A 209-nucleotide genomic window follows, 5' to 3' on the forward strand; every position below is an offset into this window, starting at 1 on the left:
GAATCAAGTGATGATAGCGAAGAGGTCACACCCGTTCCCATACCGAACACGGCAGTTAAGCTCTTCAGCGTCGATGGTAGTTGGGGGTTTCCCCCTGTGAGAGTAGAACGTCGCTTGGTTTTGATTATTCCGCAGTAGCTCAGTGGTAGAGCACTCGGCTGTTAACCGAGTGGTCGTAGGTTCGAATCCTACCTGCGGAGCCATTTTTA

At 51.2% G+C, this 209-nt stretch carries 1 tRNA gene and 1 rRNA gene; both read left to right on the plus strand.

The annotated features are described in order from the left end of the window. Positions 1-3: 3 nt before the first annotated feature. A 5S ribosomal RNA gene (gene rrf / locus CN692_RS19225) occupies positions 4-119 on the plus strand. A gap of 9 nt (positions 120-128) precedes the next feature. Then, positions 129-203: transfer RNA gene (locus tag CN692_RS19230), tRNA-Asn, on the plus strand. Positions 204-209 lie beyond the last annotated feature (6 nt).

The organism is Bacillus sp. AFS002410 (assembly GCF_002556365.1).
Classification (GTDB): domain Bacteria; phylum Bacillota; class Bacilli; order Bacillales; family Bacillaceae_G; genus Gottfriedia.